This is a genomic window from Aeromonas sp. R1-1 (genome assembly GCF_040908495.1).
GTDB lineage: Bacteria > Pseudomonadota > Gammaproteobacteria > Enterobacterales > Aeromonadaceae > Aeromonas > Aeromonas veronii.
In genome coordinates, this window is sequence record NZ_JBFODV010000190.1 from 1 (window position 1) to 23,040 (window position 23,040).

21 protein-coding genes, 2 pseudogenes and 1 riboswitch are annotated in these 23,040 nt (G+C 60.2%); of the genes and pseudogenes, 12 read left to right on the forward strand and 11 right to left on the reverse strand.

Annotated features, from left to right (window positions below; all coding sequences use genetic code 11):
• Positions 1–360 precede the first annotated feature (360 nt).
• Positions 361–726, forward strand: a complete 366-nt coding sequence (locus tag AB5Y92_RS12090; protein ID WP_005352731.1) for a hypothetical protein — start codon at positions 361–363, stop codon at positions 724–726.
• 84 nt (positions 727–810) lie between these two features.
• Here AB5Y92_RS12090 and AB5Y92_RS12095 read toward each other — a convergent pair.
• Together AB5Y92_RS12095 and AB5Y92_RS12100 are read right to left on the reverse strand one after the other, a co-directional pair.
• Positions 811–1,030: pseudogene (locus AB5Y92_RS12095) on the reverse strand (IS481 family transposase); the annotation flags it as partial.
• Between the two features lie 252 nt (positions 1,031–1,282).
• On the reverse strand, positions 1,283–2,065 hold the full coding sequence (locus AB5Y92_RS12100; protein WP_005352739.1) for an alpha/beta fold hydrolase: 783 nt from the start codon (positions 2,063–2,065) through the stop codon (positions 1,283–1,285).
• A gap of 118 nt (positions 2,066–2,183) precedes the next feature.
• Between AB5Y92_RS12100 and AB5Y92_RS12105 the strand changes: the two genes are divergently transcribed.
• Genes AB5Y92_RS12105 through AB5Y92_RS12115 form a run of 3 tightly spaced genes read left to right on the forward strand, consistent with a single transcriptional unit; the run spans position 2,184 to position 3,445 of the window.
• A complete protein-coding gene (locus AB5Y92_RS12105) occupies positions 2,184–2,567 on the forward strand; it encodes an MmcQ/YjbR family DNA-binding protein (protein ID WP_368226856.1) in 384 nt (127 codons plus the stop codon).
• Positions 2,564–3,052: a GNAT family N-acetyltransferase gene (locus AB5Y92_RS12110; protein ID WP_100645627.1), complete on the forward strand. Its 489-nt coding sequence runs from the start codon at positions 2,564–2,566 to the stop codon at positions 3,050–3,052. Before AB5Y92_RS12105 ends, AB5Y92_RS12110 begins: the two co-directional genes overlap by 4 nt.
• A gap of 57 nt (positions 3,053–3,109) precedes the next feature.
• On the forward strand, positions 3,110–3,445 hold the full coding sequence (locus tag AB5Y92_RS12115) for a DUF3802 family protein (RefSeq protein WP_005333735.1): 336 nt from the start codon (positions 3,110–3,112) through the stop codon (positions 3,443–3,445).
• Between the two features lie 261 nt (positions 3,446–3,706).
• On the opposite strand, the gene msrA is transcribed toward AB5Y92_RS12115, so the two are convergent.
• Positions 3,707–4,339 (reverse strand): peptide-methionine (S)-S-oxide reductase MsrA, encoded by a 633-nt coding sequence (gene msrA / locus AB5Y92_RS12120; RefSeq protein WP_005352745.1) that lies wholly within the window; start codon positions 4,337–4,339, stop codon positions 3,707–3,709.
• A 268-nt stretch (positions 4,340–4,607) separates the two neighbouring features.
• On the opposite strand from msrA, the gene argA reads away from it, so the two are divergent.
• On the forward strand, positions 4,608–5,936 hold the full coding sequence (argA, locus tag AB5Y92_RS12125; RefSeq protein WP_042055633.1) for an amino-acid N-acetyltransferase: 1,329 nt from the start codon (positions 4,608–4,610) through the stop codon (positions 5,934–5,936).
• Between the two features lie 107 nt (positions 5,937–6,043).
• Positions 6,044–6,267, forward strand: a riboswitch (Lysine riboswitch).
• Between the two features lie 90 nt (positions 6,268–6,357).
• Entirely contained in the window at positions 6,358–7,710 is a 1,353-nt protein-coding gene (gene lysC / locus AB5Y92_RS12130) for a lysine-sensitive aspartokinase 3 (RefSeq protein WP_368226857.1), read from the forward strand.
• A gap of 82 nt (positions 7,711–7,792) precedes the next feature.
• Here lysC and AB5Y92_RS12135 read toward each other — a convergent pair whose 3' ends face one another.
• A complete protein-coding gene (locus AB5Y92_RS12135) occupies positions 7,793–8,878 on the reverse strand; it encodes a hypothetical protein (protein ID WP_368226858.1) in 1,086 nt (361 codons plus the stop codon).
• 255 nt (positions 8,879–9,133) lie between these two features.
• On the opposite strand from AB5Y92_RS12135, the gene AB5Y92_RS12140 reads away from it, so the two are divergent.
• Positions 9,134–11,389 carry an LTA synthase family protein gene (locus AB5Y92_RS12140; RefSeq protein ID WP_368226859.1) on the forward strand — a complete coding sequence of 752 codons (2,256 nt, stop codon included), beginning with the start codon at positions 9,134–9,136 and terminating at the stop codon, positions 11,387–11,389.
• A 64-nt stretch (positions 11,390–11,453) separates the two neighbouring features.
• Here the strand turns inward: AB5Y92_RS12140 and AB5Y92_RS12145 are convergent, their stop codons facing one another.
• Positions 11,454–12,470 (reverse strand): S66 peptidase family protein, encoded by a 1,017-nt coding sequence (locus AB5Y92_RS12145; protein ID WP_368226860.1) that lies wholly within the window; start codon positions 12,468–12,470, stop codon positions 11,454–11,456.
• A gap of 265 nt (positions 12,471–12,735) precedes the next feature.
• On the opposite strand from AB5Y92_RS12145, the gene AB5Y92_RS12150 reads away from it, so the two are divergent.
• From AB5Y92_RS12150 to cysG, 5 genes are all read left to right on the forward strand, one after another.
• A complete protein-coding gene (locus AB5Y92_RS12150; protein WP_368226861.1) occupies positions 12,736–13,578 on the forward strand; it encodes a patatin family protein in 843 nt (280 codons plus the stop codon).
• Positions 13,579–13,778: 200 nt separating this feature from the next.
• Entirely contained in the window at positions 13,779–14,837 is a 1,059-nt protein-coding gene (gene asrA, locus AB5Y92_RS12155; protein ID WP_368226862.1) for an anaerobic sulfite reductase subunit AsrA, read from the forward strand.
• Between the two features lies 1 nt (position 14,838).
• Positions 14,839–15,678 carry an anaerobic sulfite reductase subunit AsrB gene (asrB, locus tag AB5Y92_RS12160; protein WP_368226863.1) on the forward strand — a complete coding sequence of 280 codons (840 nt, stop codon included), beginning with the start codon at positions 14,839–14,841 and terminating at the stop codon, positions 15,676–15,678.
• An 11-nt stretch (positions 15,679–15,689) separates the two neighbouring features.
• Complete coding sequence (gene asrC, locus AB5Y92_RS12165; protein ID WP_368226864.1) at positions 15,690–16,700, forward strand: sulfite reductase subunit C; 1,011 nt, start codon at positions 15,690–15,692, stop codon at positions 16,698–16,700.
• Between the two features lie 197 nt (positions 16,701–16,897).
• On the forward strand, positions 16,898–18,289 hold the full coding sequence (cysG, locus tag AB5Y92_RS12170; RefSeq protein WP_368226865.1) for a siroheme synthase CysG: 1,392 nt from the start codon (positions 16,898–16,900) through the stop codon (positions 18,287–18,289).
• A 94-nt stretch (positions 18,290–18,383) separates the two neighbouring features.
• Here cysG and AB5Y92_RS12175 read toward each other — a convergent pair whose 3' ends face one another.
• The 6 genes and pseudogenes from AB5Y92_RS12175 to truA all read right to left on the reverse strand — a co-directional run.
• A complete protein-coding gene (locus AB5Y92_RS12175; RefSeq protein ID WP_368226866.1) occupies positions 18,384–18,986 on the reverse strand; it encodes a hypothetical protein in 603 nt (200 codons plus the stop codon).
• Positions 18,987–19,236: 250 nt separating this feature from the next.
• A complete protein-coding gene (locus tag AB5Y92_RS12180) occupies positions 19,237–19,554 on the reverse strand; it encodes a heavy metal-binding domain-containing protein (protein ID WP_005352756.1) in 318 nt (105 codons plus the stop codon).
• Between the two features lie 171 nt (positions 19,555–19,725).
• Positions 19,726–20,526 (reverse strand): cell division protein DedD, encoded by an 801-nt coding sequence (gene dedD / locus AB5Y92_RS12185; RefSeq protein WP_236271181.1) that lies wholly within the window; start codon positions 20,524–20,526, stop codon positions 19,726–19,728.
• Between the two features lie 73 nt (positions 20,527–20,599).
• Positions 20,600–21,859, reverse strand: a complete 1,260-nt coding sequence (gene folC, locus AB5Y92_RS12190; protein WP_368226867.1) for a bifunctional tetrahydrofolate synthase/dihydrofolate synthase — start codon at positions 21,857–21,859, stop codon at positions 20,600–20,602.
• A gap of 2 nt (positions 21,860–21,861) precedes the next feature.
• The gene (accD, locus tag AB5Y92_RS12195) at positions 21,862–22,725 is read right to left on the reverse strand and encodes an acetyl-CoA carboxylase, carboxyltransferase subunit beta (protein ID WP_005333765.1); all 864 of its coding nucleotides are present in this window, start codon (positions 22,723–22,725) and stop codon (positions 21,862–21,864) included.
• A 119-nt stretch (positions 22,726–22,844) separates the two neighbouring features.
• A pseudogene (gene truA / locus AB5Y92_RS12200) lies at positions 22,845–23,040 on the reverse strand (tRNA pseudouridine(38-40) synthase TruA); the annotation flags it as partial.

Genomic DNA, 23,040 nt, shown 5'->3' on the forward strand with positions numbered 1-23,040 from the left:
GGTATCTGTCTCGGGGGATGCCAAGGGGGTGGGCTATCTGGAGATGACCGGCTACTGAGCCATTCAGATATTAGGAATATGAGTTTGTTTACCCGATATCTGAATGACTTTCTCTTACCACACCCAATAGATTGAAAATACAGGGATTTAATTCCCAGATAAAATAGCAGAAATCCACCGTACGCAAAGTGTCAGATCTTGCAGTTGATACTTTCACAGATAGCATTGAATATCTATCTAAAATATAAAATCTTTCATAAATTTAATTTCAGCAGTGCCCTTGATGACAATTTAATTCATCCATTCGGCCTCTTCGAAATTAAAAAGCAGCATCATTACTACAGATTATAGGGTGATAATATGGGAAGTTTAACTATAGTGAATGCCTTGGGTGTTGATGTAGAAATTATCGAAGCAAGCCCTTATCAATTCATGACCCTGACCATCAAGAATGGCCAGTCAGCAGTGGCAAACGTTGCAACCAACTTTGAACGATTCATATTAAAAATTAGAGTGCTGGGTAATATATACTTCTACGACCTTAATAAAGGTCATTGGTATGGTGGTGATGGTGACAATCACTACCCTAACCCCAGCAGCAAAGTAAATATCATTTTGACTGGCGATAGAGGAAGTTATATTGAGACCAGCTACAACTATGCTGCTGATAATACAACGACCATGTGTAAGTATGCATCAGATACCAAAGCATTGGATAAAATCTAATTCCTTTCCCTGATACATTTCAAGCTTGTGCCAATCTGTACAGATCAAGTTATCACCTGACACCGGCCTCAAACCGGTGTCTTTTTACGCTACTTTAATGCGCACTTCCTTCGGTATCAATTTCAGAACCCTCTTGAACATGCTGTAGAGGGTCTGACCCTCCATAATCCAACCCTGATGTGGCCGCAGCCAAGTAGCTATCCAGGACTGTCTGCATCTACTCTACCGACTCATACTAGGTCGTCCGCACTTTGATGCGAAAGTGTTCATTCAGCAGTGTGCGATGCAGTCGCTCGATAAAGCCCTCGAAGGGGAAGTGAGCCCGCTGAGGGCATCATGATAGAAATGCAGTGATATATTCGGGTCACGAACCCGGAATCATTGTGTGGATGAGTTTGATCATCGGGACTCCTTGGTGATAAGAGTCACAGGGTAACCACGAGCTCAGCCAGCCGGGCTGTAGTGGGCTCACACCCGGCTGTTGAGGCCCCAAACCAGACATTACCTCGCAGGCTCAAACCACCAAGACCGCATCAAATCGTCAGTTGACGCCGATTCAGCTAGGTTGGGCCGTTAAAAACGCCAGCGTACGGCGATTAAACTGCTCCGGCTGCTCCACATTACAGACATGGCCGCACTGTTCGATCACCGCCAGCGAGGAGCTGGCATCGCGGGCCACCTGTTCGCGCACTGGCGCCAGAAACATATGATCCTCCTCCCCCATCACATAGAGGGTGGGAATGGGCAGGGAGCGTTCGCGAAAATAACGCATCAGCGGGTTAACCTCGGTGGCGAGGCGGAACCAGCGTTTGAACTCTTTCTGGCAGAGCTTGCGGGCCTCGCGCACAAAGAGGTTGCGCGACTCCTGATGGTGCTGGCGCGGCATGATGATGAAGGCAAACAGCCGGTAGAGCCACATATAGGGCAGGAAGTGCTGGCCGAGTCGGCCCAGTTGCACCAGCACCCGCGAGCGGATATCGAGCCGCAGGATGGCGCCGCCCAGTACCATGCTCTTGACCCGCTCCGGGCAGAGCTCGGCCAGATGGCGAATAAGGATGGTGCCAAGGGAGATGCCGACAAAGTGGGCGCGGCGGATATCGAGATGATCGAGCAGCCGAACGATATCTTCGGTCACTTCCCGAAAGCTGTAGTGGCCCTTGACCACCTGTTGCAGCTGGTGAGACTGGCCGTGGCCGCGCAAGTCCAGCAGCAGCACGTTGAAGTGCTCGCGATAGGCGCGCAGCTGCTTGAACCAGATGGAGGAGCTGCCACCGGCGCCGTGGACAAACACCACCCAATCCCGCTCGGGACCCAGTTCGAAAGTCTTGTGATACAACATCCAATAGGCTCCCTTGGTGATGGGGGGTATACTCGGCTGCGCGCATATTAACAGAACAGGCCCGCCGATAGATATGCGCCTGACATGACCCGGATCACCCCTTGCGCGAGAACCCACCATGGATTTGACCCGTTTGCGCCACTTTCTGCTGACCCTGCCGGGCGCCACCGAAGATACCCCGTTTGGCCCGGAGATCCTGGTCTACCGCATCGCGGACAAGATGTTCGCGCTGGTGGATTGGCAGGCCGAGCCGCTCACCATCAACCTCAAATGCGAGCCCGAGCTGGCGTTGCTGCTGCGCGAGATCCACCCCGAGGTCAAACCGGGTTGGCATATGAACAAGCAACACTGGAACACAGTGACCCTGAACAGCACCTTGCCAGATGATCTGTGGCAGGGCTGGGTGCACCACTCCTATGAGCGGGTTGTCGCGGGTCTGCCCAAAGCCAAACGGCCACAGGCGCCGCGCCCCCTCTCCCCCACTGACGACCCAACCTTATGACGCCAGCACTTAGCCCAGCACTTTGTATTGTCCCCCTTGGCGAGGCACATATCCCCGCCCTCGTAACCCTGTTTGAGCAGGCGGTGCGACGCTGCGGCCCCGAGCACTACAGCGCCGAACAGGTGGAGCAGTGGGCCCTAGGTTCACAACATCCGGGCTTTGTCAGCCAGCTGCGCGAGCACCACGGCTGGGTAGCGGAGCAGGCAAATGTGCCCCTCGGGTTTGTCACCCTGAGCCCCGATGGCCACCTCAGTCTGCTCTATGTCAGCGCCGACCATCAGCGCCAGGGACTGGGCAATCTGCTGCTCACCACGGCGCTCGCGGGGGCCAGAGGGCTCGGTATGACCCTCATCACCACCGAGGCCAGCGCCTTCAGTTATGAGCTATTTTTACGACATGGCTTTACGTTGACCGGGCTGGAGTGCGTAGAGCGGGGCGGAGTCAGTTTTACGCGCCATCGCCTGCACTGCTGCTTGCCAAGCTAGGGCAAGCCACTAAAATACGCTTAATTTTCGTATTGTTACTGTATTGAGGCAGCAACCATGGTGGTAGAAAGTGAAGGCTATATCTCGCTGATCGAGTATCTGGTGGAGAGTTTGGGATTGTTTGAATCCCAACAGCAGAACGATGGTGAAGAGACCATCGAAGATCTCGTCAGTGGCCGTGTTGCCAGCAACCTGATGGCCATTTGCGAGCAAAACCCCCAGCTCGATCCCAAGGTGCGTTTCGCTATCATGCAGGAGGCCGACGCCGTGGTCGCCGATCTGGAAGAGGTGCTCTCCGCCGTCTGGCTGCGCGCCCCGACCCCGGAACAGAAAACCTTCCTCATCGAGTTTATCGATCTCATCAAGAACCTGTTCGACAGCGCCATCGGCTGATCTGCCGTCCGGTTTTCCCGCCCAACGCAAGATTTCAAAGCAGCAGATAAGGAAAAGGGCCGCCTTGGTGGGCAGCCCTGCTTGCTATCATTTTCAACCCGCCAGTGCGTTCATTCATCAGGCGGTTATCAAGGCAAGAAATGTGTCTGGACTTTGCATCCGATCCCTGGACGCTACCTAGTTAGTCCCGACTGGTCGCAATAAGTTCCCTCCTCCGACCATTTATTTTCACTTTTATTAAGAAATCGACTAGAAACCTGTTCAGCGGTTCAGGCTGGGTGGCAAACAGACTCCAATGCCACCCAATCCGCAGTAGCCATCCGGATTTTTCTCCAGATATTGCTGATGGTAATCCTCGGCGTAGTAGAAGGGCGCCAGCGGCAGAATGCGAGTGGTAATGGCACGGCTGTCACCGCTTGCTGCCATCGCCTGCTGGTAGGCCGCCATGCTCTGCTGGGCAATGATCTGCTGGCTCTCGTCGCCATAGAAGATCACCGAGCGATACTGGGTGCCAATGTCCCCGCCCTGACGCATCCCCTGCGCCGGATCGTGCTGCTCCCAGAACAGTCTGAGCAGATCGCCATAGCTGATCACCGCCGGATCAAACACCACCTGCACCGTCTCGGCATGACCGGTCAGGCCGCTGCACACCTCTTTGTAGGTGGGATTCTGGGTCACGCCGCCCTGGTAACCTGCCGCGGTGGAGTAGACGCCCGGCTGCTGCCAGAACAGGCGCTCCACGCCCCAGAAGCAACCCATGCCAAACCAGGCGATCTCCATGTTCTCGGGCCAGGGGCCCTGGGTCGGGTTACCATTCACCGCATGCTGCTGACCAATCACCATCGCTTCGCGTCGTCCCGGCAGGGCATCTGCCGGTGAAATAATCTGTTCCATGAATTCTGTCCTTGTATAAAACCCTGTGAAATCACACAGCTGACGAAAAGGAGCATCGAAGATAGCAGTTTATCGCGCCGGATCAACCGGCGGGCCCCTCCCCGCTCGCCCCAACGGCCATCTGCGCTTCCAACCATCCTTTCCCGACCCGCACGGCCAAGCCGCCCCTCGTAGACCAGAAACAGCCAGAATCAATATTTAGTCTTGATTTGTGAATTAATTTTCATATATTGAGCCAATCGCTGTTTTTTTATGGAAGAAATATCAAGTGCGTGAACGCGAACCCAGTCTGGTCAATGCCTTCCGGCAATCCACCCCCTATGTCAATGTGCATCGGGGTGCCACCTTTGTGCTGATGATGGGGGGAGAAGCCATCTGCCACCCCAACTTCGCCAATATCGTCAGCGATATCGCCCTGCTGCAGACACTGGGCATACGCCTGGTGCTGGTGTTTGGTTCACGTCCGCAAAACGATGAGGCGCTGGCCCGCGCCGGTATCGAGGCCCAGTATCACAAGCGGATCCGGGTCACCGATGACGAGAGCTTCACCATCATCAAGCAGGTGTGTGGCGGCCTGCAATACGACATCACAGCCCAGCTCTCCATGGGGCTCGCCAACACCCCGATGCAGGGGGCGCGGATCAGTGTGGTGAGCGGCAACTTCGTCACCGCACAGCCGCTCGGGGTAGATGATGGCATCGACTTTTGCCATAGCGGCCGGGTGCGCCGCATCGACGTGGAGGGGATCACCCGCCAGCTCGACCAGAAAAGTCTGGTGCTTATCTCCCCCATCGGCTGCTCGGTCACCGGCGAGAGCTTTAACCTGAGCTCGGAAGAGGTAGCCCGCCGGGTGGCGGTCGACCTCAAGGCGGACAAGCTTATCTGTTTCAGCAGCACCCAAGGGGTGATGGACAGACACGGCGAGGCTATCTCCGAGCTTTTCCCCGAACAGGCCGAAGAGCTGCTGGTGGAGCTGGAGCAGGCGGGAGAAGAGATGTCCGGCACCGCGCGCTACTTGCGCGCAGCCATTGCCTCCTGCCGGGGCGGCGTGCCCCGCTCCCATCTGGTCAGCTATCAGGATGATGGCGCCATGCTGCAGGAGCTGTTCAGCCGCGACGGCCTCGGCACCCAGATCGTGCGGGAAAGCGCCGAGCAGGCCCGCGCCGCCACCATCGAGGACATCGGTGGCATTCTGGATCTTATTCGCCCGCTGGAGGAGGAAGGTATTCTGGTGCGCCGCTCCCGCGAGCAGCTGGAGATGGAGATCGACAAGTTCACCATCATCGAGCGCGATGGCCTCATCATCGGCTGCGCGGCCCTCTACTGCTTTATGGAAGAGGCGATGGCGGAGATGGCCTGCGTCGCTATCCACCCCGACTATCGCAACTCCAACCGGGGAGATCAGCTGGTGGCCAAGGTAGCCGAGCGGGCCAAACGGCTTGGCATTCGCCGCCTGTTCGTGCTCACCACCCGCTCCATCCACTGGTTCCGGGAGCGGGGCTTCGATCCGCTGGAAGTGGAAGATCTGCCGGTGGCGCGCCAGCGTCTCTACAACTGGCAGCGCCGTTCCAAGGTTTTGTCAAAGACCATTGCCTAAGTCATTGATCCTGCGTTGAGTTAGCTGACAATTTGAACTTTTTCACAAACTCGATTGACAGTGCAATCCAACGCAGGTTATTTCTAAACGCACTCCACCGCCCTGGTGGAGCCAGAAGAGGAGCGCTGCCCAGGCAGCCCAAGGGAGGACGCCAGCGTCCGGTGAACTTGGGTCAGGGGGAGCAGCGCCGAGACGAGTGAGGAGACTGGTGACCTCAACGTCGGCTGCGGGGGCTGAATCCCCCGGGTTGTCATCGGTAGTGATCATCCCACACCGCGCCCTGTCAGGGGCGGTACGGGATGGGCTCTGCAGGTGGAGTGCTTCTGGCCGGGATAGCTTCGTTCATTCCTGCCATTTTCAGCCTCCTCCTCTCTTTTTTGCCCGATGGAACCGGAATCTTAAAATAAGACAGGAGTAAGCAATGAGCCCGATCAATGTCGCCAAGTTTGGCGGAACCAGTGTCGCCAACTTCCCGGCCATGAATCACTGCGCCGACATCGTGCTGGCCAATCCCGCCACCCGGGTGGTGGTACTGAGTGCCAGCGCCGGTGTCACCAACCTGCTGGTCACCCTGGCACAAGGGGAGCTGGACGAAGCGGGCCGCGACGAGCAGCTGGCCAAACTGGCCGGGATCCAGCAGGCCATTCTGGCCGATCTCGACAACCCCGTTGATGTGAGCGCCCTCATTCATGGCCAGCTGGACAAAATTCGCCTCATGGCCCAGCAAGCCCACCAGCATACCGATGCGGAGCTGGCCGATCGCCTCATCGCCTGCGGCGAATTGATGTCTACCCGCCTCTTTACCGAACTGCTGCGCCAGCGCGGCGTCAAGGCCCACTGGCAGGATGTGCGCCAGCTGATGCGCACCGACAGCCGCTTTGGCAAGGCCACCGTCGATCTGGCCACCACCCGCACTCTCTGCCAGCAGACGCTGGGCCCGCAGCTTGGCGACAGCCTGATCATCACCCAGGGCTTTATCGGTGCCGATGGCGATGGCCGCACCACCACGCTGGGGCGCGGCGGCTCTGACTACAGCGCAGCCCTGCTCGCCGAAGCGCTCGATGCCGCCAGTATCGAGATCTGGACCGATGTGCCCGGCATCTACACCACGGATCCGCGCCTCGTCACCCGCGCCCGCCCGATCCCCGAAATCAGCTTTGTCGAAGCAGCCGAGATGGCCACCTTCGGCGCCAAGGTGCTGCACCCCGCCACATTGCAACCGGCGGTGCGCCAGAATATTCCGGTGTTTGTCGGCTCCGCCAAGGATCCTGCCGCCGGTGGTACCTGGATCCGCGCCAGCACAGATTCAAGCCCGCTGTTTCGCGCCGTCGCCCTGCGCCGCCAGCAGGTGCTGGTGACCCTGCACAGCCTCAACATGTTCCACGCCTACGGCTTTTTGGCCGAGGTGTTCGGCATTCTGGCCCGTCACCGCATCTCGGTCGACCTCATCACTACCTCGGAAGTGAGCGTGTCACTGACGCTGGATCACACCGGCAGCCAGAGTAACGGCGAACCGATCCTGAGCGACAAGGTACAGACCGAGCTGGGGCAGCTCTGCAAGGTGGAGGTGGAAACCGGTCTGGCACTGGTGGCGCTCATCGGCAACCGGATGAGCGAAGTGAACGGGGTGGGCAGTCAGGTCTTTGACGCCCTGCGCGAGCACAACATCCGGATGATCTGCTACGGCGCCAGCGCCCACAACCTCTGCTTCCTGGTCAAGGAGAGCGAGGCGGGCAATATCGTCAACCGCCTCCATCAGGAGTTGCTGGACTGACCCTCACCTCGAGGCGAACCAGAACACGCAACAGGGCGCCAGCAAGGCGCCCTGTTCATTTGTACTCCGCAAAGATATTGGCTCAGGCAAGGCTGGTGGCTGGCAACTGACAGGCGACGGCTTCGCGGCGCAGCTGCTGCAAGCGGGCCAGCAGCCCGGTCTGGCCCAACTCAGTCTCCTGAGGCGAGAGATTGTCCACCAGCAGCGGATAGTGATCCGTCACCGCCTGCATCAACCAGTCGAGGCGACGCAGGGTGAGCGGGCCGCAGCTCTGGCCGCTCAGATCATCGGCCACATCGAGCCGGTGGCTGCGATACATGTCCCGCCACCAGTTGGCGGCGAGCGCCTCGTCACTTGCCAGCGCGGCGCTCCACTCCCCTTGCAGGGCGTGCAGGCGGGCCAGCACCGGGGCACTGGCCCCTTCGCGGATCAGGTGGTGGATCTCCCGTTTCACCCATTTCAGGCAAAGCTCGCGCCAGTAGCGAAATTGCGGCAGAGGATCGGCCTCATCGAGCCAGAGTCCGGAGAGGGTGCGGGTCTCCAGTCGCTCCGGCACATGAAACTGCGGGTCGACCAGACCATTGGAGTTGTATTCAAAGCGGGGATCGAAGGTCCACATATAGCCAAAGTCGAACACGCAGATCTGCTCGCCATCATCGAGCAGGTTGCCCGGACTCGGGTCCCAGTCAAACCAGCCCCAGCGGGCCAGCTCCCCCTGCACCTCCAGCATCTGGGCCAGATTGCGCTCGTTGAGCTGATGGACCGGCACACCCCGCAACCAGGGGGAGACCAGCACCCCGGCCCGCGCCGAGCCAAAGCTGGTGCAGACCACGTGGGAGAGGACAGTAGGGTGCAGCTCGCGCAGCGCCTCGATTTCGCGCCGCCGCTCCAGCTCGGTCAGAAAGGCTGTCTTGCCATCGAGGTTGGCCACCAGCGAATCCTGACGGCGCCGCTTGAGGCACCAGTGATGCCCCTCCACCTTGAGGTGAAACACCTCGGCGGTGAGACCGTGGCGATAGACCTTGACCACAGCCGGATGGCTATCCTTCAGCTTGACCAGTTGGGCCAGCGGCAGCGGGCAGTCGCGCTCGCGTCCGATCCGGATCTCTTCCTTGCTCTCCAGCATGCGCAGCAATCTGGCCTGACGTGCCATCACTTTGGGATTCATACATGTACCTCCAGTCGCTATCGAGAGACTAAACAGCAGATCCCTCCCAAGCCAGCGGCAAAACCCCATGATGACGCTTTCATCACATATTCCGAACAACCCCTCGATCGGGATCACAATTTGCAAGGTTGAGCTGTAACCAAATATTCATTAAGTGGTCATTAAATTGACAAGCTGAAACAAGGCCCGCACCATCGGGTCAAACTCTATGCGGATGAACGATCTCTCCCTCACTCGCTCAAAGGATGAGCTTATATGAATCGCCCCTCCTCAGGCCGCCCCCGCGTCCTGAGTCTGCCCTCTCTGCTGCTTGCCCTGCTGGGCGGATTGCTGCTGCTGACCCTGTTGTTGCCGCTGATCAATCCCGGTAGCTGGCTGGGCCGTGCCCAGCCGCTGGTGCTGGGCCCCGCCGACAATCCGCTGGCCACCCTCACCCGCCACGCCCTGCTCTATAAAAGCGACAGCCGCGGCCTCTATCTGGTGGTGCGCAGCCAGTGGCAACTGCGAGGGCCGCTGCAAGCGGGGGACAAGGTGCGAGTGGAGCTGCTCAACGACAAGGGGGAGCGGATCGACCAGCTCAGTCAAGCGGTGGATAAGCGTCAGGTGTGCCGCAATAACCGCTGCTCGCTGGATCTCAACAGTACCCTGCGCGCTCCGGACGATGCACTGGCCAGCCGCTATCAGCTGCGCATCGGTCTGCTGCTCAAGGATCGCCCCGAGAGCGGCGATTTCAGCCAGATCCTGCAAACCCTGCCGGAGCAGGGCTTCAACCTCACCTATCTGGTGGTGAGTCTGACGCTGGTGCTGGCCCTGAGCGCCGCCGTGCTCAAAACGGTGCTGCCAAAGCTGCGCCGCAGCCTGCGCTGGCGGATCATCGGCAGCCTGCTGCTCGGCAACCTCACCTTCGTGCTGCTGCACGGCTTCGTGGTGTTCAAGCTGGGGGAGTTTCTGCTCTGGTCAGGCTTTCGCCCAGAGCACTACTATCTGGCCTGGGGCAGCATGGTGCTGGGCTGGAGCCTCTGCGCGCTGGCGGGCTTCAACCTCTATATGGGGCTGGTCTTTACCGCGCTGTCAGGCATAGGTCTGCTCGCCAACTTTATGAAGATCGCCATCTACGGCGTGCCGCTCGGCGGGGATGATTTTGGCAACCTGCTGGCGCTGCTGCGGATCCTGCTCGACCAGCACCCCATCCTGCCCATCTTAACCGTGTTGCTGGCACTGTTTCTCTGCTGGCGCTTTGCCCTGTCACGCTGGGTGCTGCGCACAGCCGCTGCCACCGTCGCCTTCTTTGCCCTCTGCGTCTTTGCCACCCAGACCGGCAACAAGCTGCTGGGGGCCAACATTCGCTACGTGGATCGCGCGGTCAACTACCACAGGGACATCATCCGCTCCGGCCCCGGCCTCTATCTGTTCAATCTGGTGGACGAGATGCTGCAAAGCGGCAGCGTGTTTCGCTACCCCTTGCAGATCAACGAGCTGACCCCGCAGCTGAGCTATCCGCCCCAGGGCATTGCGCCGCGCTGGGATCTGGTGATCGTGCTGCAATATGAGTCGCTCTGGCTCGACTGGAAGAGGCGGATCTGCGCCCCGGCTCCCACCCTCTCCCTGCCCGCCAGCGTGCAGCAGTGGCAAAAAACCATCCACTCCCCCACCACCGGCGGCATGACGGTGCTGGCGGAGTTCGAGATGAACACCGGCCTGCCGGTGGGCTTGCTCAAGCAGGGGGTGGTGCCCTACTACTATCTCTCGCAGCAGGTGCCGGGACTGGCCCAGAGCGCCAGACAGAGCGGCTATAAGACCTTGTTTGCCCACCCCTACGTAGAGAAGTTCTGGGGGCGCGCCAAGGCGATCCCGGCGCTTGGCTATGAGGAGCGCTGGTTCGATACCCGCTTCACCACCCTTGAGCACAAGGGACTCTATATCTCCGATGATGCGCTGATCGACCACCTGCTAAAGCGCAGCGAACAGGATGACAAACCGCTGTTTGCCTATGCGGTCACCATGCAGGGGCACGGCCCCTTCGATGGCCCCCGCTATCAGGGGCAGGAGCGCAGCGGCGCCTGTCCGAACCAGAGCGAGAGCGACACCCAGCTGATCAACACCTACTACACAGGGGTGGTGGATGCCATGGCCTCGCTGGAGCGACTGCTCAAGACCCTCGACCAGTCGGGCAAGCGCTATCTGGTGGTGGCCTTTGGCGATCACCAGCCGTTTTTGATGTCTGCCGGCAAGGGGATTCACGGTGACAAGCCGGCGCGCGATGCCACCTACCAGATCCCCATGATGGCCTTCACCCGCGCCGATGACCCCCTCAATCTGGCGACCCAGTTTGCGCCGGTGCGCCAGCTCTACCAGATGGGTCAGGCCACCCGCCAGCTGCTGGCGGGGGATATCACCCCCATCGAAGAAAAACCCCTGCTCCATCCGGTGTTGGGCGAGGAGAAAGGGTTCGACCCATCAAGCCTGGTGCCGCAAATCCGCGCCAGCTTCCGGCCCGATGCCCTGCCCTGATCCCTCCCAACAAAAACAGACAAGGCCGCATCAGCGGCCTTGTTTTTTGACATTCATTTAGCACTCATTCTGCTCGCCACCAGGGCTGCAGTAGCGTGAGCTGCTGGCGGTCGAGATCGAGCGCCACCTCGATACCCAGCGGCAACGTCAGCATGGGGTGGGTATGGGCGCAGTCAAACTCCGCCAGAATGGGGAAGTTCGGCTCCACCACCACCTCCAGCAGGATATCGAGGGGGCGCTTGTCGCTACCCTGATCGTTGAACAACTCGTGCTTGCCGAGGATAAGCGCACCGATCCGCTCAAACACCCCGCACAGCTTGAGGTGAGCAAAGGAGCGCTCCAGCGTCTCGGCAGATTTCAGGCTGTCCTCCAGCAGCAGAATGTCGCCGTGCTCGATGACGGGCATATAGGGGGAGCCCCAGATCCCCGCCATGGTGTTGAGGTTGCCGCCGATCAGTCGCCCCTCAACCCGGCCTGAGCCCACCGAGATCAGCCGATTGGGCTGGCACTGCTTGGCCCGAGTCTGGTTCTCCCAGTCCAGCCGTTCATCGCTCCACTTTGCCGGGGTGGGCAGCGTGCAGGGGACGCCAGCTTCATCGGCCAATGCAATCTGTAAAAAACTGGCCAGCGTCTCATCCACCAGCGGCGGCAACTCGCCAAAAGAGGCCACCAGCGCCGGGCCATAAAAGGTAACCAGGCCAGTTTTGGCATGGATGCCGAGCAGCAGCGCCGTCACATCGGAGTAGCCAACGATGATCTTGGGGTCGCGCCTCAGCGCCTCAAAATCGAGGTAGGGCAGTAGGGAGTTGGAGTTGCTGCCGCCAATCACCGACATGATGCAGCGTACTTCTGGGTCGCGAATAAGGGCGTTGAGCTCCTCGGCCCGCGCGGCAATGGAGCCGGAACGCCAGTGCTCCTGCTGGCCGGTGAGGCTGCCCGCCTTGAGCCTAAAGCCCTGCCGCTCAAGAAACGCCCTGGCGCGGGCAAAACGGTTGGGTGCCCAAGCGGTCGCCGCGCTGGAAGGGGAGAAAAAAGCGATGGTATCGCCACGTCGGAGCAGCGGGGGAACCAATAACGTCATGACACACTCATCCTTGCCAATATCCAGCCATCGCAGAGTCGTTGAGACTCCTACACAACCCCTTTGATCACAACGGGTTTATCACTATCGTTTAGAAATACAAAACACTTGATTCATTATTAACAGATATTCTAAACACTATCCCCTTCCTAGAATGACCTCATTGCGATGGCCAACCCCGGTTGGTTGTCAGAATGGTCGGCCTGACAGCCCGAACGTTCTCTTTCCCACTTTTTCTCTCTGACTTATCAATGAGGTGCCTGTCATGAACAAAAACGCATCCCCCAGCGCATTGGTTGTAGAAGGCGGCGCCATGCGCGGCATATTTGCCAGCGGCGTGCTGGATGCGTTTATCGAGCATGACTATCGCCCCTTTGACTTCGCCATCGGCGTCTCGGCGGGGGCCACCAACTTGCTGGCTTATCTCGCCAGCCAGCATGGCCGCAGCCACGAGATCCTGACCAAACTGGCGTGCAGCCAGCAGTTTATGGATCCCCTGCGTTTTGCCAAGGGGGGCAATCTGGTGGATATCCACTGGCTGTGGAACACCAGCTGCAGCAAGTATCCTCTCGACATTCACGCCTACCGGGAGACCGGCATCCCCTTCTATGCGGTGGTGACCAATACCCTGACCGGCAAGGCGGAGTACATCCGGGTCAAGCCGGAGAACATGAACGAGGTGCTGCCCGCCAGCTGCGCCATTCCCCTCGCCTCCCACGAATACCCGGAGGTGCACGGGGTGCCGATGACAGATGGGGGGGTGGCTGACTCCATCCCGGTGATCGAAGCCTACCGCCGCGGTGCCCGTCACCTGACGGTGATCCTCTCCGAGCCCCTTGGCTATCGGCTCAAGCCGATGCCTTTCCCCTGGATGATCCGCACTCTGCTCAAGACCCGCCCCGCGCTGGCACAGGCGCTGGAGCAGCGGGATCGCAGCTACAACGAGGCGCTCGATTTTATCGCCAATCCGCCGGAGGACTGCCAGATCGAGGTGATCGCCCCGGCCGACTACTTCCCCGTCTCCCGTTTCACCCGCGATATCAACAAGCTGGAGATGGGATACTTAATGGGCAAGTGCGCAGGCTATCAGGCCGCCCTGCTCAATTGATAAGGCTTTTACAGGCATGACCCGACCTGCCGCGACGCACGCGCCGCCAACACAATAACAATCGGGTCAGTTGAGCAACATGAGTCATAAAAACAGACCGTGGCGAGGCAAGCGCGGCCAGAACCGGTGCCAGACCCCCTGACCGGCCCGCTCCTCATCCCTATGCCAGGGCATCTCACCCTCATACAAGGTGTTTATTTATGTCGTTTCTTCTCACCCATCCCGCGCTGGCGCAGCTGTTCGAGCGGCTGCGGCCCGATTACCGGATCATGGCGCCCGCGGCCGAATATCGGGGCGGCCGCTTCTCCGACACCGACAACGTCACCTATCACAGCATCCGTCATCCGGCCGATCTGGTGTGGCAGGAGAAGTCCCACTTCTCCCCAAAAGAGGTGGTGCTCCCCATCACCCAGACCCTGTTCTACTTCGACAATCTGGAGCTGCGCGAATCAAAGGTGGAGGCCAAGCCCACCCTGCTGTTCTTGCGCAGCTGTGATATCCACGCTCTGCGCAGGCTGGATCAGGTCTACCTGAAAAACGGCCAGAACAGCGACGTCTACTACGCCCGGCTGCGCAGCAAGCTCAAGCTGGTACTGCTGGAGTGCCGCGAGAGCTTCGAGAACTGCTTCTGCGTCTCCATGGGCAGCAACGAGACCCAGGACTACGCCGCCGCCATTCGTCTGAGCGATGAGGGTGCCCGTATTGAGGTGAAGGATCCCGAGCTGCTCGGCTACTTTGCCGAACTGGGTGAATCCGACGACTTCACCCCGGAATTTGTCCAGAGCAACCCGGTCAAGGTACGCACCCCGGACAGTGTCTGTGACGACCCCCAGCGGATCCGCCAGATCCTCACCGCCCATCCGGTCTGGGCCGAGTACGACAGCCGCTGCATCGGTTGCGGCCGCTGTACCACCTCCTGCCCGACCTGCAGCTGCTATAGCGTGCACGACCTCACCTATGCGGAGAACCCCAATCAGGGCGAGCGCCGTCGCCAGTGGGCCAGCTGCATGGTGGATGGCTTCAGCGACATGGCCGGTGGCCACGGTTTTCGCGCCAAGCATGGCGAGCGCCTGCGTTATCGCGCCCTGCACAAGGTCAACGACTACAAGGTCCGTCAGGGAGAGGAGCACATGTGCGTCGGCTGCGGCCGCTGCGACGATCGCTGCCCTCACTACATCTCCTTTAGCAACATCATCAACAAGATGACCGATGTGGTCGAACAGACCATCGCAGCCGACAACGCGCAGGGGGCGAACTGATATGTGCCAGTGCCAGCAAACCGCAACAGCAAAACCGCAGCAGGACGTGGTCGAAAACCGCCTGCTGCCCAAGGCCTACACCATTCTGGCCATCGAGCGTCACACCGAGCTTGAGTGGAACTTTCGGGTCTCCCGCGACTTTGATGTCCACTACGGCCAGTTTGTGGAGATCTCCCTGCCCACCGTCGGCGAAGCGCCCATCTCGGTCTCCGACTATGGCGATGGCTATGTGGATCTGTTGATCCGCAAGGTCGGCAAGGTAACCGATGCGCTGTTTGCCCTCGATGTGGGCGACAAGGTGTGGATGCGCGGCGTCCACGGCAACGGCTATCCGCTGGAGACCTACCGCAACCAGCACCTCATCGTGGTAGCTGGCGGCACCGGCGTCGCGCCGGTCAAGGGGCTGCTGCGCCGCTTCAGCAAACATCCGGAAGAGGTGAAATCCCTCGACATGATCCTCGGCTTCAAGAACGAGCAGGCGGTGCTTTATCGCCACGAGATGCCGCTCTGGGCCGAGCAGCAGAACCTCATCGTCACCCTGGACGAGGGCAAGGAGAGCGAGCAGTTTCGCATCGGCCGGGTCACCGACTACATCGACCAGTTGGATCTCTGTGACAAGGAGGATATCCAGGTGATCGTGGTCGGCCCCCCCATCATGATCCGCTTCGTGGTGCTCGCCTTCCTCGAACGGGGCATCCCCAAGGATCGCATCTGGGTCGACTACGAACGCCGCATGGCCTGCGCCGTGGGCAAGTGTGGCCACTGCCGGATGGGCGACACCTATATCTGCGTGGATGGACCGGTCTTTCGTTTTGACCAGGCCCAGCATCTGATCGACTGAGGGAGAACACCATGAGTCTCGATATCGACATCATCAAGGCCCGCGCCAAGAACGAATACCGCCTCTCCAAGGTGCGCGGCGAAGCGATGATCAGCGTACGCATTCCCGGCGGGATCATGCCCGCCCACCTGCTGGCAGTGGCCCAGCAGATCGCCGAACAGTACGGCAACGGCTTGATCCACCTCACCACCCGGCAGAAGCTGGCGATGCCCGGCATCAAGTATCAGGACATGGACAAGGTCAACGCAGCCCTCGAACCCTTTATCAAGGAGATCGAGGTGGAGACCTGCGGCATCGAGGTAGAGGACACCCGAGCCGGTTACCAGACCATCGGCGGGCGCAACATCGTCGCCTGTCAGGGCAACACCATCTGCCAGAAGGGCAATATCGACTGCACCGGGCTGGCTCAGCGGATGGAGAAACACCTCTACCCCAACCCCTATCACCTCAAGATGGTGATCGCCGGCTGTCCCAACGACTGCGCCAAGGCCAACATGGCCGACTTCGGCATCCTCGGCATCGCCAAGATCCACTTCAATGCCGAGCGCTGCATCGGCTGCGGCGCCTGCGTCAAGGCATGTAGCCACCACGCGGTGGATTGCATCGCCATCAAGCATGGCAAGGCGGTCAAGGAGGAGAGCAAGTGTATCGGCTGTGGCGAGTGTGTGCTGGCCTGCCCGACACTGGCCTGGCAGCGGGATCCCAAGCAGCTCTATATGGTCAAGCTGGGGGGGCGCACCAGCAAGAAGACTCCCCGTACCGGCAAGCTGTTTCTCAACTGGGTCACCGAAGAGGTGCTGCACGCGGTGATCAAGAACCTGTTCGAGTTCGAGGCCGAGATGCTGGATGGCAAACCCATCTACCTGCACATGGGTCACCTTATCGACCGGGCCGGTTATCACAAGTTCAAGGAGCGGGTGCTGCGCGGCGTCACCCTCAACCCGGAAGCCATGGTCGCTGACCGCATCTTCTGGGCCGAAGATCAGTACGTCGCCAACATGCACGTCAAAGCGGTGCAATAGGAAAAACCTCGTTTGGGGAAGCGTGATCAAGTGGCCGACACCGGTGGGGATCTGTCGTTGGCCCGGGCGTAGATCACCCTTCCCCTTTTTTATTCCCGTCGGGGGATCTTTCCCCCGACCATCCGGGGTGCGTCACGGCGCGCCCTGCTATCTCGCCCGGCGCGGCATTGCGAGCGGGCCAGCATCCGGAGCCTGTTATGGACTTTCTCCCTCTCTTCTGTCAGCTGCAAAACAAGCCGGTCCTGATCGTCGGCGGCGGTGAGGTGGCGGTGCGCAAGGCGCGCCTGCTGCTCGATGCCAAGGCGAAGATCACCATCAATGCCCCGCACCTGGAACCCCAGCTGATGAGCTGGGCCGAGCAGGGTCGCCTGACCGTCTGCGCCGCCGGCTTTCATCCCGAACTGCTCGATGGTAAGTGGCTGGTGATCGCCGCTACCAACCAGCAAGAGGTCAACCAGCAGGTCTTTCATGAGGCGAACCTGCGCCAGATCTTCTGCAATGTGGTGGACTCTCCGGCCCACTGCAGCGCCATCATGCCCGCGATCATTGACCGCTCGCCGCTGATGGTGGCCATCTCCAGCGCAGGCGCGGCGCCGGTACTGAGCCGCCAGCTGCGGGAAAAACTTGAAGCCATGCTGCCGCAACACCTCGGCCAGCTCGCGGCGCTGGCAGGCAAGCTGCGCGAGCGGGTCAAACTCATTCAGGACAAGCTGGCCCGCCGCCGCTTCTGGGAGCGACTCTTTAGCCACGATCGCCTCGCCCGCCAACTGGCCCGCGGCCAGCAGCAAGCTGCCGAACAGAGTGTCGCCGAGCTGCTCGATGAGCAACAGCAGAGCAAGGGAAGCGTAACCCTGGTGGGCGCCGGCCCTGGCGATGCGGGACTGCTTACCCTGAGCGGTCTGCAGCAGCTGCAACAGGCGGATGTGGTGGTCTATGACCGGCTGGTGTCGCAGGAGGTGTTGGCGCTTGTTCGCCGGGATGCCGAGCGGATCTTTGTTGGCAAGGAGGCGGGTCGCCACTGCGTGCCCCAGCAGGCGATCAACCAGCTGTTGCTGGAACAAGCGCAGCTGGGCAAACAGGTGGTGCGGCTCAAGGGGGGCGATCCCTTTATCTTTGGCCGGGGTGGCGAGGAGCTGGAAACCCTGGCCGAGGCGGGCATCTCCTTCTCGGTGGTACCGGGCATTACGGCAGCCTCAGGCTGCGCTGCCTACAGCGGCATTCCCCTCACCCACCGTGATCACGCCCAGCGGGTGCAGTTCATCACCGGCCACGACAAGGAGGGCAATATCGCCCAGGAGTGGTCGGCGCTGGCGGCCCCACGCCAGACCCTGGTGTTCTACATGGGGCTGGCCCACGCCGCCCGCATTCAGGATGCGCTGCAAACCCACGGCATGCCCGGTCATACCCCGGTGGCGCTGGTGGAGCAAGGCACCCAGCTCAGTCAGCGGGTGGTGCGCGGCGAGCTGCAGCAATTGGCCGAACTGGCCCGTCAGGTGAAGAGCCCGAGTCTCATCATCATCGGCTCGGTGGTCACTCTGGCCGACAAGCTGGACTGGTATGGAGAAGCCAACGCCATCCACGGCATCTAGCCCCGCACGGCGATCAACCAATAGAGACAACAAAACAGAGAGCGGCCATGCCGCTCTCTGTTTTTGCATCAATGACCAAGCCGTGGCACGTCTGTTACTCGAGCCGGATGGGGCCGGTATTCTGAACATCGCTGTCATTCCAGTCGCTCTCATCGCGAATAGGCGGCTCCCCCTGCAAGGTGTAGAGGATGGTGCCCTTGCGAAACTGCAGCGCACCATCGGCCCGCTTGGCCTTCACCTTGACCCCGTTGACCCACACCTGCTCCTTGCCATCCACCTGTATGTTGGCCACCGTGGCGCCTGTCTCGCGGTTTTTGGCGATCCACTTGCCCTGATAGGGCGAGTCCCCCTTGGCCATCGGCAGTGCGGCGGCCTTGCCCGCCGACCAGGCGTGCACGGTGCAAAAGCCGTGGGCCCGGCGATCATGTTTGATGACGTAATCCAGGGTGGGTTCGCTGGCGGGCAGATCGAAGGTGATCCCGATGACCACCTTGCCGCTCGTGGCCGAATAGGCGGCGGGCGCCAGCGTTTTCAGGGTCGCCTTCTTGCCATTGATAAAGACGTTGCCCCCTTGCGACTTGACCCGGATATCGGTGGGGCAAGTGGCGCTGAAGTTGGGCAGCGCCGCGAGGGCACTGCCGGCATGGGCGGTCATGGCCAACATGACAAGGGTCAGCAGAGCAGGTTTTTGATTCATTGTGATACGCCTTCAAGAGAAGAGAACCTCATCCGTGAGTGGTGTCGTTCCTGATGGCGGCACTCTAGCTTGACCCTCTCGGGCTACCCAGTTAAAAAAATAAAACCGGCCAGCGGAATTATTAATAAATATAAATTTTTATAATCAATGAGTTAAGTGATGTTCCTACCAGCCACCACGTATCAGCCAGCAATAAAAAAGCCGATAACCCGGTTATCGGCTCATTGCCCATGCAGAAGTGGATGCCCGATCAGACCACCACGGCGGTGCCACTGATGCTGACCATCAGCATGCTGCCATTTTGCCCCACCACTTCGTAGTCGATATCGATGCCGACCACTGCGTTGGCACCAAGGGCCGCTGCGCGCTCTTTCAGCTCATCGAAGGCGATCTCGCGGGCACGGGCCAGCTCTTTTTCATAGGCGCCGGAGCGGCCGCCGATGATGTCACGGATCCCGGCAAAGAGATCCTTGAAAATATTGGCGCCGAGAATGGCTTCGCCAACCACGATGCCGCGGTATTCACGAATGGCTTTGCCTTCCAGCGTGGGGGTCGTCGAGAGGATCATCTTGAACTCCTGTGAGTAGCAGAAGGGCTCAGACTACCCCAACTGCCCGAAAATCCCAACCGGGGGATGACCTGTACGACGCCGTCCTTAAAAATCACGACAGCCAGATAAAAAAACACCGCGCACGGGGCGCGGTGTTTTTTTCGGAGGGCCATTGCCAACGGCAAGCCGTCACGGATTGTAAGAGACCACCGAGCCACTGAGGCCGGTCATCTGGGAGATCCGCCCCTGCATCCCCTGCAGTTTGGCCTTGGAGACATCCGGCCCGATAAAGACCCGATTGAGCTGACCCTGCACCGGTGTGCGCGGCGAGGTGTGGGCAGAGTAGCCCGCCGCCCGCAGCTTGCTCACCAGCGCGTTGACGCTGTCGACGTTCTTGAAGGCGCCAAGCTGGAGGATCCAGCTACCCTGCGCCGGTGCCGCAGCAGGCGCGGGAGTGGTCGGCTGGGTCATCTTGCTTTCAATCAGATCGTCGAGGGACTTGATCTGACCCGCCTGCGGCTTGGCCGGCGCGGGTGCCTTGGCCACTTCAACCGGTTTGGCTGGCGTCGGCTTGGGTGCTGGCTTTGGCGGTTCGACCGGCTTTTTGGCCACCACTTCCGGCTTGGGCTGTGGCTTGGGTTGGGCATTCTGTTGCGGCTGAACCGGCGCCGGTGCGGCAGGGATTGTCGCCGGCTGCGCACCGTTGCCCTGACCGGCGAGGGTCATGGGGTCAGCCACCTCTTCCACTTGCCACTGCTGGGCCGCAGAGGCCTGTTGCTGGCTGGCCAGATGATCGGCTGGCAGGCTGCTGGCTGCCGAGACCTGCAGCGCAGGCTTGGCAGGCTCCAGCTCGGGGCGCAGCGGGATCTTGGCAAAGGCCTCCTCCTTTTGTGCCAGCTTGTGACCATCCAGCAAGTCCGGCAGGAAAATAACAACCAGGGCCACCAGGATGACGGTGCCCACCAGACGGTTTTGAAACTTCGAGGCCAAGTTGAATCCTACCTTTACGTAACTCAATATGCGATTTGGCTCCCCCCCGAGGGCCGGGGAGCCGGGGTGTGGCCTAGACGGCGACACCCGCCAGAATGTCGGCGACAGTGTAAAACGAACCAAACACAATGACCATATCGTCCGGACTCGATGCGGCCAACGCTGCCTGATAAGCGGCGCTGACATCATCAAACTCTCTGGCAGGCTCCTTGCCCTTCCCCAACGCCGCAGCCAGCTGCGCAGCAGTGGCGGCGCGCGGGCCGGTGAGGCTGGCCAGATACCACTCGCCGATCAGACCATCGAGTTCGGCAAGGGATCCCGCCATGTCCTTGTCTTTGAGCATGCCGACCACGGCGCGGCGCACACCCGAGCAGGGCATCTTGCGCAATTGCGCGGCCAGATAGGCCGCCGAATGGGGGTTGTGGGCCACATCGACGATCACCAGCGGCGCACTTTGCAGCTGCTGCATCCGGCCAGCCAGTCGGGCATTGGCCAGCCCGTCGCGGATAGCAGACTCCGGCAGCGGCAAGCCGAGGGACTCCAGCGCTGCCAGCACGGTCACCGCGTTCATCAACGGCAGCGCCGGTTTTGGCAGATCCCGCCACTGGTTGAGGCCGTGATAATCCCAACCGCTCTCATGCTCATCGCCACGAAAATCGATACCGACCTGACGCAGGTTTGCGCCAAGACGCTGTGCTTCGATCGCGATAGTCGCAGGCGGATTGGGCTCGCCACTGATGGCGGGTTTACCGGCGCGATAGACGCCAGCCTTCTCCACCGCCACTGCTTCGCGGGTATCACCCAGCCAGTCGCAGTGATCGAGGGCAATGGAGGTGATCATCGCCACATCGGACTCCACCACATTGGTGGCGTCGAGCCGACCGCCCAGCCCCACTTCCAGCAGCAGCACATCGGGGGCGGCGCGGCAGAAGAGCCACAAGCCGGCCAGGGTGGCGAACTCGAAGAAGGTAAGGGCAATCTCGCCACGAGCCGCTTCCACCTCGGCAAAGGCGGCGCAGTGATCGCTGTCGGCCAGCTCTTGCCCGTTGACCCGCACCCGCTCGGTAAAGCGCAGCAGATGGGGCGAGGAGTAGACACCGACCTTATAGCCTGCGGCCATCAGAATGCTGGCCGCCATGGCACAGCTGGAGCCCTTGCCGTTGGTGCCCGCCACCGTGATCACCTTGAACGGCAGCTGGGTAAGCCCCATACGCCGGGCGACAGCACCGACCCGATCCAGCCCCATGTCGATATTGACCGGATGGATCTGCTCCAAATAAGAAAGCCAGTCGACAAGCGACCGGCTTTGGGATTGTTGCATGTTTGAACTCATCTTCACTCTTCGATGACGTGAGTATTCAGCATTTTGGCGAGCAGGCTGGCCAGACGGTTACGCATTTCGCGGCGATCGATGATGATATCGATGGCACCCTTTTCCAGCAGGAACTCGGAGCGCTGGAAGCCTTCCGGCAGCTTCTCGCGCACGGTCTGCTCGATAACGCGCGGGCCGGCAAAGCCGATCAGCGCCTTGGGCTCGCCCACGTTGATGTCACCCAGCATCGCCAGACTGGCAGAGACGCCACCCATGGTGGGATCGGTCAGCACGGAGATATAGGGCAGTCCCGCCTTGGTGAGTCTGTCCAGCGCAGCACTGGTCTTGGCCATCTGCATCAAGGAGAAGAGGGCTTCCTGCATGCGAGCACCACCAGAGGCGGAGAAGCAGACCAGGCCACGGCCTTCCTTGATGCACTCCTCGACGGCGCGCACGAAGCGGGCACCGACCACGGAGGCCATGGAGCCCCCCATGAAGGAGAACTCGAACGAACAGGCGACAACCGGTACCCCTTTGAGGGTCCCTTTCATCACCACCAGCGCATCTTTCTCCGCCGTCTCTTTCTGAGCGGCAGACAAACGATCCTTGTAGCGCTTGGAATCCTTGAATTTCAGTACATCCTGCGGCTCCAGCTCGGCACCGATCTCGGTACGACCCTGCTCATCGAGGAAGCTCTCGAGACGGGCGCGGGCGCTGATGCGCATATGATGATCACACTTGGGGCACACTTCGAGGTTGCGCTCCAACTCTGCCCGGTAGAGCACCTGTTCACAAGCACTGCACTTGGTCCACACCCCTTCCGGAATGTTGTGACGACGGGGCGCAGTGATCTTGCTCTTGGGAAGAATCTTCTCAAGCCAGCTCATGGAATTCCTTAATGCTTTTGTGCCTGACAAAACGCATCGAGCCTAGATTGTTCAATGACTTAATAGCTCGATGGCAACAAATGACGGGTCATTAAACCACAATTTTTCGGGCGCAGTTACTAAAAACTGGTCGTACCCGGTGCCGAGTCTGGCAGCCACAGCGGGCCTAGCGGCAACTGCGGCAGAGCAAACTCGGCCGGGTAATCCACGTCGACCAGATAGAGGCCACCGGCCTTGGCGGTCGGCCCGGCCAGATTGCGATCCTTGGCAGCCAGCACCTCGGCAATCCACTCCACCGGTTTGAGCCCCTGCCCC

Excerpts from the sequence above, each read along its gene's own strand:
- AB5Y92_RS12090 (WP_005352731.1), top strand. The coding sequence starts at position 361 with ATGGGAAGTTTAACTATAGTGAATGCCTTGGGTGTTGATGTAGAAATT.
- AB5Y92_RS12100 (WP_005352739.1), bottom strand. The coding sequence starts at position 2,065 with ATGTTGTATCACAAGACTTTCGAACTGGGTCCCGAGCGGGATTGGGTG.
- AB5Y92_RS12105 (WP_368226856.1), top strand. The coding sequence starts at position 2,184 with ATGGATTTGACCCGTTTGCGCCACTTTCTGCTGACCCTGCCGGGCGCC.
- AB5Y92_RS12110 (WP_100645627.1), top strand. The coding sequence starts at position 2,564 with ATGACGCCAGCACTTAGCCCAGCACTTTGTATTGTCCCCCTTGGCGAG.
- AB5Y92_RS12115 (WP_005333735.1), top strand. The coding sequence starts at position 3,110 with ATGGTGGTAGAAAGTGAAGGCTATATCTCGCTGATCGAGTATCTGGTG.
- msrA (WP_005352745.1), bottom strand. The coding sequence starts at position 4,339 with ATGGAACAGATTATTTCACCGGCAGATGCCCTGCCGGGACGACGCGAA.
- lysC (WP_368226857.1), top strand. The coding sequence starts at position 6,358 with ATGAGCCCGATCAATGTCGCCAAGTTTGGCGGAACCAGTGTCGCCAAC.
- AB5Y92_RS12135 (WP_368226858.1), bottom strand. The coding sequence starts at position 8,878 with ATGAATCCCAAAGTGATGGCACGTCAGGCCAGATTGCTGCGCATGCTG.
- AB5Y92_RS12140 (WP_368226859.1), top strand. The coding sequence starts at position 9,134 with ATGAATCGCCCCTCCTCAGGCCGCCCCCGCGTCCTGAGTCTGCCCTCT.
- AB5Y92_RS12145 (WP_368226860.1), bottom strand. The coding sequence starts at position 12,470 with ATGACGTTATTGGTTCCCCCGCTGCTCCGACGTGGCGATACCATCGCT.
- AB5Y92_RS12150 (WP_368226861.1), top strand. The coding sequence starts at position 12,736 with ATGAACAAAAACGCATCCCCCAGCGCATTGGTTGTAGAAGGCGGCGCC.
- asrA (WP_368226862.1), top strand. The coding sequence starts at position 13,779 with ATGTCGTTTCTTCTCACCCATCCCGCGCTGGCGCAGCTGTTCGAGCGG.
- asrB (WP_368226863.1), top strand. The coding sequence starts at position 14,839 with ATGTGCCAGTGCCAGCAAACCGCAACAGCAAAACCGCAGCAGGACGTG.
- asrC (WP_368226864.1), top strand. The coding sequence starts at position 15,690 with ATGAGTCTCGATATCGACATCATCAAGGCCCGCGCCAAGAACGAATAC.
- cysG (WP_368226865.1), top strand. The coding sequence starts at position 16,898 with ATGGACTTTCTCCCTCTCTTCTGTCAGCTGCAAAACAAGCCGGTCCTG.
- AB5Y92_RS12175 (WP_368226866.1), bottom strand. The coding sequence starts at position 18,986 with ATGAATCAAAAACCTGCTCTGCTGACCCTTGTCATGTTGGCCATGACC.
- AB5Y92_RS12180 (WP_005352756.1), bottom strand. The coding sequence starts at position 19,554 with ATGATCCTCTCGACGACCCCCACGCTGGAAGGCAAAGCCATTCGTGAA.
- folC (WP_368226867.1), bottom strand. The coding sequence starts at position 21,859 with ATGAGTTCAAACATGCAACAATCCCAAAGCCGGTCGCTTGTCGACTGG.
- accD (WP_005333765.1), bottom strand. The coding sequence starts at position 22,725 with ATGAGCTGGCTTGAGAAGATTCTTCCCAAGAGCAAGATCACTGCGCCC.